Raw genomic sequence first — 6,875 nt, forward strand, 5'->3', positions numbered from 1 at the left:
GCCCCTTACCGGAGCCCCGGCCCGAGCCCTGCCCGAACTCTCAGCTCGTCGCCGGGAGGTGGACGAGCACCCTGCCCGAGTTGTCCAGGATCTCCATACCCGAGATGTCCGAAGGACTCACCGAGGTCGAGGCCGGCACGGTCGCGGACGACGAGTACCCCGAACCCCAGGTCCCCGCCGTCTCGGTGACGCCCTCTCGGGAGTGGACGACCAGGCGGCAGGTGATGCCTGCGGGCAGGTTCCCCAGCGTGAGCCGCACGTCGGTGCCCCAGGCCTCGGGGGTCAGCCGGGCCGTGGCGCTGACGTGGGTGCTCGCGTCGGTGGCGGACCAGACACCCGCGGCGGCGGGGGGCGCGTTCCCCTCCTGGCGCGCGCCCACCGAGTACACCACTACGCCGGTCACCGCGGCCGCCCCCGCGAGCGCCGCGGCGAGCAGCGCGCGCCTGCGGCGCGGCCGTCGGCCCGGACCGGTCACCACATGCGCACCTGCGGCGGCCGTCGTCGGGGCCGTCGCGGAGGCCGGGGCGACCGGGCGCGCCGGCGTCAGGCTCTCGGCCTGCTCGGCCGTGTCGGGCAGCTCCTCGAACGGCGTGTGCCGCAGCAGGCCCGGCAGCGGGGCGAGGTGCAGCAGTTCCTCGCGGCAGTGCGCGCAGGTCCTGATGTGCCGCTCCAGCGCGGTGCGCTCCTCGGGATCCAGCGCGCCGAGGACGTACGCGCCGAGCGCCACGCTCTCCTGACACTGTGTCATCGGGAGGTCACCCCCTTCTCTTCCAGAACGCTGCGCAGTGCCCGCAGGCCGTAGTAGCAGCGGGACTTGACGGTCCCCGGCGGCACCCCGAGGTGCTCGGCGGCCTCGGCGACGGTACGCCGCAGGTAGTACACCTCCACCAACGCCTCCCGGTGGTCGGGGCTGAGCCCCTGCAGGGCGTCCAGCATCTGCCAGCGCTCCAGCATCCGGTCCAGCTCCGCGCTCTCCGCCTCGGCGGCGGGCTCGGGGGCGTCGGCGAGAGGAGTCTCCGCCGGCCGGGCCCTGGCGCGCCGGTAGGCGGAGACGGCGAGGTTGTGCGCGACGGTGTGCAGCCAGGGCGCGGCGCGCTCGGTGTCGAGGGCGTCGCGGTGCTGCCAGGCCCGCAGGAAGGTCTCCTGGGTGATGTCCTCCGCGCGCTGGTAGTCACCTCCGGTGAGGGACAGCACCCGCCCCAGCACCGCGCGCCCGTGGCGCGCGTAGAGCGCGCCCAGGAACTCACTGCCGCTGACCGGGTCCATGCCCCTAGTACGCCCCGAGCACGGAAACGGTTCAAACGGTGGGGACTGCCCCCTCCGGGGCGCGAGGAACTGCGCGAGCAGCGCACCACCCGGGGAGGTTCGCCCCCTATGTACGGGCCGGACCTCCCTGGGCGGTGGGCTGCTCGCGCAGTTCCCCGCGCCCCGGAGGGGCTGCATGGTTGCTCGCGCTCTCGCGCTCTCGCGCTCTCGCGCTCTCGCGCCCTCGCGGCGGAGACGTAGGTGTCTGCGGCCGCGCGCCCCTGCGGGGGCTGTGTGGTTGCTCGCGCCCTCGCGGCGGAGACGTAGGTGTCTGCGGCCGCGCGCCCCTGCGGGGGCTGTGTGGTTGCTCGCGCCGCCGCGGCGGAGCCGTAGGTGTCTGCGGCCGCGCGCCCCTGCGGGGGGGTTGCGTGGTTGCTCGCGCCCTCGCGGCGGAGCCGCATGTGTCTGCAGCCTCGCGCCCCCTATGCGGGTGCCACGGAACGGAGGAGAAGGAGGGACCGGCCCGGGAGGGTGAGGGTGGTGCCGGCGGGGTGTCGGGCGTCGGAGAGGCCGGACTCCTGCGCCGTGTCGAGGACGACCTCGTAGCGCTCGGCCCACGGTCTGCCGGGCAGGGTGAAGGAGAGGGGGCGGTGGTGGGCGTGCAGGATCAGCAGGAAGCTGTCGTCGGAGACGACCTCCCCCCGGGCGTCGCGTTCGGCCAGCGCGCCACCGGAGAGGTACATGGCCAGGGTCTGGCTCGGTGCGTACCAGTCCGCCTCCGTCATCTCCACGCCGCGCGGGGTGAACCAGGTCAGGTCCCGCAGGCCGCCGGGGTGGGCCGGGCGGCCGGAGAAGAAGAAGCGCTGGCGCAGCACCGGATGCTCCCGGCGCAGCCGGATCAGCCGGGAGGTGAGCGCGAACAACGGGGCCCACGCCGGGTCGTCGCGCAGCGACCAGTCCAGCCAGCTCGTCTCGTTGTCCTGGCAGTAGGCGTTGTTGTTGCCGCCCTGCGTCCGCCCGAACTCGTCGCCCGCCAGCAGCATGGGCACTCCGGTGGACAGCAGCAGGGTCGCGGCCAGGTTCCGCAGTTGACGGCGCCTCAGCCCGGTCACCTCCGCCGCGTCGGTCTCGCCCTCCGCGCCGCAGTTCCAGGAGCGGTTGTCGTTGGTCCCGTCCCGGTTGTCCTCGCCGTTGGCCTCGTTGTGCTTGCTGTTGTAGGAGACCAGGTCGCGCAGGGTGAAGCCGTCGTGGGCGGTGACGAAGTTCACCGAGGCGTACGGCCGCCGGCCGCCCCGCTGGTAGAGGTCGGACGAGCCGGCCAGCCGGTAGCCCAGCTCCCGCACGTCGGGCTGGGCGCCGCGCCAGAAGTCGCGGACGGTGTCGCGGTAGCGGTCGTTCCACTCCGTCCACAGCGGCGGGAAGTTGCCCACCTGGTAGCCGTCCGGGCCCAGGTCCCAGGGTTCGGCGATCAGCTTGACCCGGCTGAGCACCGGGTCCTGGCCGATCGTGGCGAGCAGCGCGCCGCGCATGTCCACCCCGTGCGGGCCGCGGGCCAGCGCGGCGGCCAGGTCGAAGCGGAAGCCGTCCACGCCCATCTCGGTCACCCAGTACCGCAGGCTGTCCGTGATCAGCCGGACCACCTGCGGCTGGGCCGCGTCCAGGGTGTTGCCGCAGCCCGTGTAGTCCGCGTAGGCGCGGCGGTTGTGCGGCTGCAGCCGGTAGTGGCCGGCGTTGTCGATGCCGCGCAGCGACCAGGTCGGGCCGCCCTCGCCGCCCTCGGCGGTGTGGTTGTAGACGACGTCGAGGATCACCTCGATCCCGGCCGCGTGCAGCGCCCGGACCATCCGCTTGAACTCGGTGACCTGCTGCCCGCGGGTGCCGGTGGCGGCGTAGCCGTTGTGGGGCGCGAACCAGGCGATCGAGTTGTAGCCCCAGTAGTTGCTCAGCCCCCGCCGCTGCAGGTGCTCCTCGGAGGCGAACTGATGGACCGGCAGCAGTTCCACCGCCGTCACGCCCAGCCGCACCAGGTGCTCGATCGCGGCGGGGTGGGCCAGTCCGGCGTAGCTGCCGCGCAGTTCCGGCGGTACGCCGGGGTGGCGCATGGTGAAGCCCTTGACGTGCAGTTCGTAGAGGACGGTGTCGGCCCACGGGGTCTTCGGGCGGCGGTCGTCCGCCCAGTCGTCCGGGTCGTGCACGACGACCGCCTTGGGGACGTGGCGCGCCGAGTCCCGGTTGTCCCGGACGGTGTCCGCGACGTCCGCCTCGGGCCAGCCGCGGACGTGGCCGTACACCGCGTCGTGGATCCGGAACTCCCCGTCCACGGCCCGGGCGTAGGGGTCGAGCAGCAGCTTGGCCGGATTCCAGCGGGCGCCCGTCCAGGGGTCCCAGCGGCCGTGCACCCGGAACCCGTAGCGGGTGCCGGGGCCGACGCCGGGGACGTGGCCGTGCCAGATCTGGAAGGTCTGCTCGGCCAGTTGGTGCCGGGTCTCGTGGCCGTCCTCGTCGAACAGGCACAGCTCGACGGCTTCGGCGCCGCCCGCCCAGAGCGCGAAGTTGGTGCCCGGCCGGCCGTCCGGACCCTGGTGGTAGCGCGCGCCCAGAGGCTGCCAGGAACCGGGGAGCGCCGGAACCGGGGCGGGCCGCTCCTCGGCTGACGCGTCGTCACCCAACAGGTGCAGCGCGCCCCGCGCGTCCCCGTGCCCGTTCTCCTGCGGCACCGCCATCGAGCCCGCACCTCCCCGGTCGGGGGTGTCCCGTCCCCGGACCTCTGTTGTTCGTTCCCCCGAGCGGCGACCTTGCAACCCCGGTGCCGGTGTGTGTGCCCCGGTCGGCGTCCCGCCGGCCGAGCGGGATCGCGCAGTCCCGCCTCTCCCGGGCGACCTGACCGGAATGTCCGTAACCTCCCTGCTCGCAGGCTCGTTGGAGGGCATGTGAAGGCGTGGCGGGCAGTGGCGGTCGGTGCGGTGCTGTGGGGACTGGCAGCGTGCGGAGCAGGGCCGGCGCCCACCGGGGGCTCGGACGCCGCCGCGGCCGCGCAGGCGGTGGTCACGCTCACCCCCGGCGACGGCGCCACCGACGTGCCGGCCCGGGGCGGCGTCCAGGTCACGGTCAGGGACGGTCGGCTGACGCAGGTCACGCTCCGCTCCGACGACGGCTCGGCGGTACTCGGCACCCTGGCGGCGGACGGCGCGAGCTGGCGTCCGGACGGCAAGCTCGCGCCGGAGACCCGGTACACGCTCGACGCGGTGGCCACCGACGCGCGCGGCGCGCAGGCCGCCAAGCACGCGGTCTTCACGACCTTCGTCCCCACCCACACCTTCGTCGGCTTCTACACGCCCGAGGACGGCAGCACCGTAGGCGTCGGCATGGAGGTCTCGCTGCGGTTCAGCAGGGCCGTCGACGCGGCCGAGCGGGCCGCCGTGGAGCGGGCGGTGCAGGTCACCGCGGTCCCCGCCGTCCCGGTCGTCGGGCACTGGTTCGGCGGCGGCCGGCTGGACTTCCGCCCGGAGCACTTCTGGTCCCCGGGAACGAAGGTGACGCTCCGTCTGGCACTGCGGGGCGTCGAGGGCGCGCCCGGCGTGTACGGCACGCAGGACCGGACCGTGCACTTCACCGTCGCCCGCTCCCAGATCAGCACCGCGGACGCGACGGCCGACCGGATGACCGTGGTCCGCGACGGCCGGACGCTGCGCACCCTGCCGATCTCCGCGGGCATGCCCGGCCACGACACGTACGCCGGGATCATGGTGATCACCGAGCAGGACCGGGTGACCCGGATGAACTCGCGGACCGTGGGCCTGGGCAGCGAGTACGACATCCCGGCCGTGCCGCACGCGATGCGGCTGACCGACTCCGGCACCTTCGTGCACGGCGTCTTCTGGCGCCCGGCCTCCGTCTTCGGTTCGCAGAACACCTCCCACGGCTGCATCGGGCTGCACGACGTCCGCGGCGGCACCAGCACCACCACCCCGGCCGGCTGGTTCTTCGCCCACTCGATCCCCGGCGACGTGGTCGTGGTCACCCGCTCCGCGGGCGGCCCGGTGGCCCCGGACAACGGCCTCAACGGCTGGAACATGCCCTGGTCCGCGTGGGTCGCCGGGAGCGCCCTGCGCTAGTGCCGGCGGCGTCGGGCCGGGCCTCCACTGAGGAAGCTCCCAGGTGGACGGGATATGCTCCGTCCGGATCTCGCACGCGCCCCCGACACGCGCCGCAGGAAGTTCGTCCGCGGCTGCAACTGAATCGGTGTGCCAGCGCGTTCATAGAGGTGGACATCCGGGAGGGGAGAGACGGTTGAACGCGGCACGTCGTAACGGGCTGACGGCCCTGGTGGCCGGTGCGGTGCTGGTGCTGGCGACCGCCTGCGGCGGCAGCAGCGGCGGCACCACCACCACGGGCAGCGCAGGCAGTGGGTCGAGCGGTGGCAGCGGCGGGGACTCCGCGACCAGCAGCCAGGCGCCGGCCAACTCGGCCGCGCAGCTCAGCATCTCGCCGAAGAACGAGGCGACCAACGTCGACACCCAGGGGGCGCTCAAGGTCAGTGTCGCCTCGGGCAAGCTGACGACGGTTCAGGTCACCTCCGACGACGGCGGCAAGGTGGCGGGCAGCATATCCGCCGACGGCGTCAGCTGGACGCCCACCTCGAACCTGAAGACCTCGACGCACTACAACGTCGTCGCGACGGCGCAGGACGCGAACGGCCGGAGCGTCACCGACCGCTCCTCCTTCACCACGCTGACCCCGGCCGCCACCAACATCGGCTACTTCAACGTCAACCCGGGCCAGACGTACGGCGTCGGCATCGAGGTGTCGATCAACTTCGCCAAGTCGGTCTCGCTGTCGAAGCGCGCGGCGGTGGAGAAGGCCGTCACGGTCACCGCCGACCCGGCGGTGGAGGTCAAGGGCCACTGGTTCGGCCAGAGCCGGCTGGACTTCCGCCCGGAGAGCTACTGGAAGCCCGGCACCAAGGTCACCCTGCACCTGCACCTCAACGGCGTGCAGACCTCGGCGGGCGTCTACGGCAAGCAGTACAAGGACGTCAGCTTCACCATCGGCCGCTACCAGGTCTCGGTCGCGGACAACACCGCGCACACGCTGAAGGTCTACAGCGCGCCCGGCGTGCTCCGGCGGAAGCTGCCGGCCAGCCTGGGCGACCCGCAGCACACCACCTACAACGGGAAGATGGTCATCACCGAGAAGGACCCGGTGGTGGACATGAACTCGCAGACCGTCGGCCTGGGCAACGCCTACCGGATCAAGGACGTCCCGCACGCGATGCGGCTGACGACGTCGGGCACGTTCGTGCACGGCAACTACTGGCGCCCGGTGTCGGTCTTCGGTTCGGAGAACACCTCGCACGGCTGCGTCGGCCTGCACGACGTCAAGGGCGGCGGCGACCCCACGACCCCGGCGGCGTGGTTCTACAACGCCTCGCTGATCGGCGACGTGGTCCAGGTCGTCAACTCCCCCGACAAGGTCGTCTCCCCGGACAACGGACTCAACGGCTGGAACATGAGCTGGAGCGCCTGGACCAGCAACTGACGCCCCGCCGGGGGCGCGAGGATCCTCCCACCTTCGGGCGGGAGGTGCCCCCACCGCGAGCAACCCACCACCCGCGGAGGTCCGGCCCGATC

5 protein-coding genes are annotated in these 6,875 nt (G+C 73.1%); 2 read left to right on the forward strand and 3 right to left on the reverse strand.

All coding sequences use genetic code 11. From position 1 onward, the window contains the following. Positions 1-40: 40 nt before the first annotated feature. The 3 genes from ACFP3V_RS10660 to glgX form a co-directional block, all read right to left on the reverse strand. Positions 41-748: an anti-sigma factor family protein gene (locus ACFP3V_RS10660; RefSeq protein ID WP_380582349.1), complete on the reverse strand. Its 708-nt coding sequence runs from the start codon at positions 746-748 to the stop codon at positions 41-43. Next, positions 745-1,266: a sigma-70 family RNA polymerase sigma factor gene (locus ACFP3V_RS10665; protein ID WP_380582351.1), complete on the reverse strand. Its 522-nt coding sequence runs from the start codon at positions 1,264-1,266 to the stop codon at positions 745-747. Before ACFP3V_RS10665 ends, ACFP3V_RS10660 begins: the two co-directional genes overlap by 4 nt. A 461-nt stretch (positions 1,267-1,727) precedes the next feature. After that, positions 1,728-3,968 (reverse strand): glycogen debranching protein GlgX, encoded by a 2,241-nt coding sequence (glgX, locus tag ACFP3V_RS10670; RefSeq protein ID WP_380582353.1) that lies wholly within the window; start codon positions 3,966-3,968, stop codon positions 1,728-1,730. 225 nt (positions 3,969-4,193) lie between these two features. On the opposite strand from glgX, the gene ACFP3V_RS10675 reads away from it, so the two are divergent. Both ACFP3V_RS10675 and ACFP3V_RS10680 read left to right on the forward strand, forming a co-directional pair. Continuing rightward, entirely contained in the window at positions 4,194-5,360 is a 1,167-nt protein-coding gene (locus tag ACFP3V_RS10675; RefSeq protein WP_380582355.1) for a L,D-transpeptidase, read from the forward strand. Positions 5,361-5,535: 175 nt separating this feature from the next. Further along, positions 5,536-6,783, forward strand: coding sequence for a L,D-transpeptidase (locus ACFP3V_RS10680; protein ID WP_380582357.1), 1,248 nt, complete (start codon positions 5,536-5,538; stop codon positions 6,781-6,783). Positions 6,784-6,875 lie beyond the last annotated feature (92 nt).

The organism is Streptacidiphilus monticola (assembly GCF_042658505.1).
GTDB classification, from domain to species: Bacteria; Actinomycetota; Actinomycetes; order Streptomycetales; family Streptomycetaceae; genus Streptacidiphilus; species Streptacidiphilus monticola.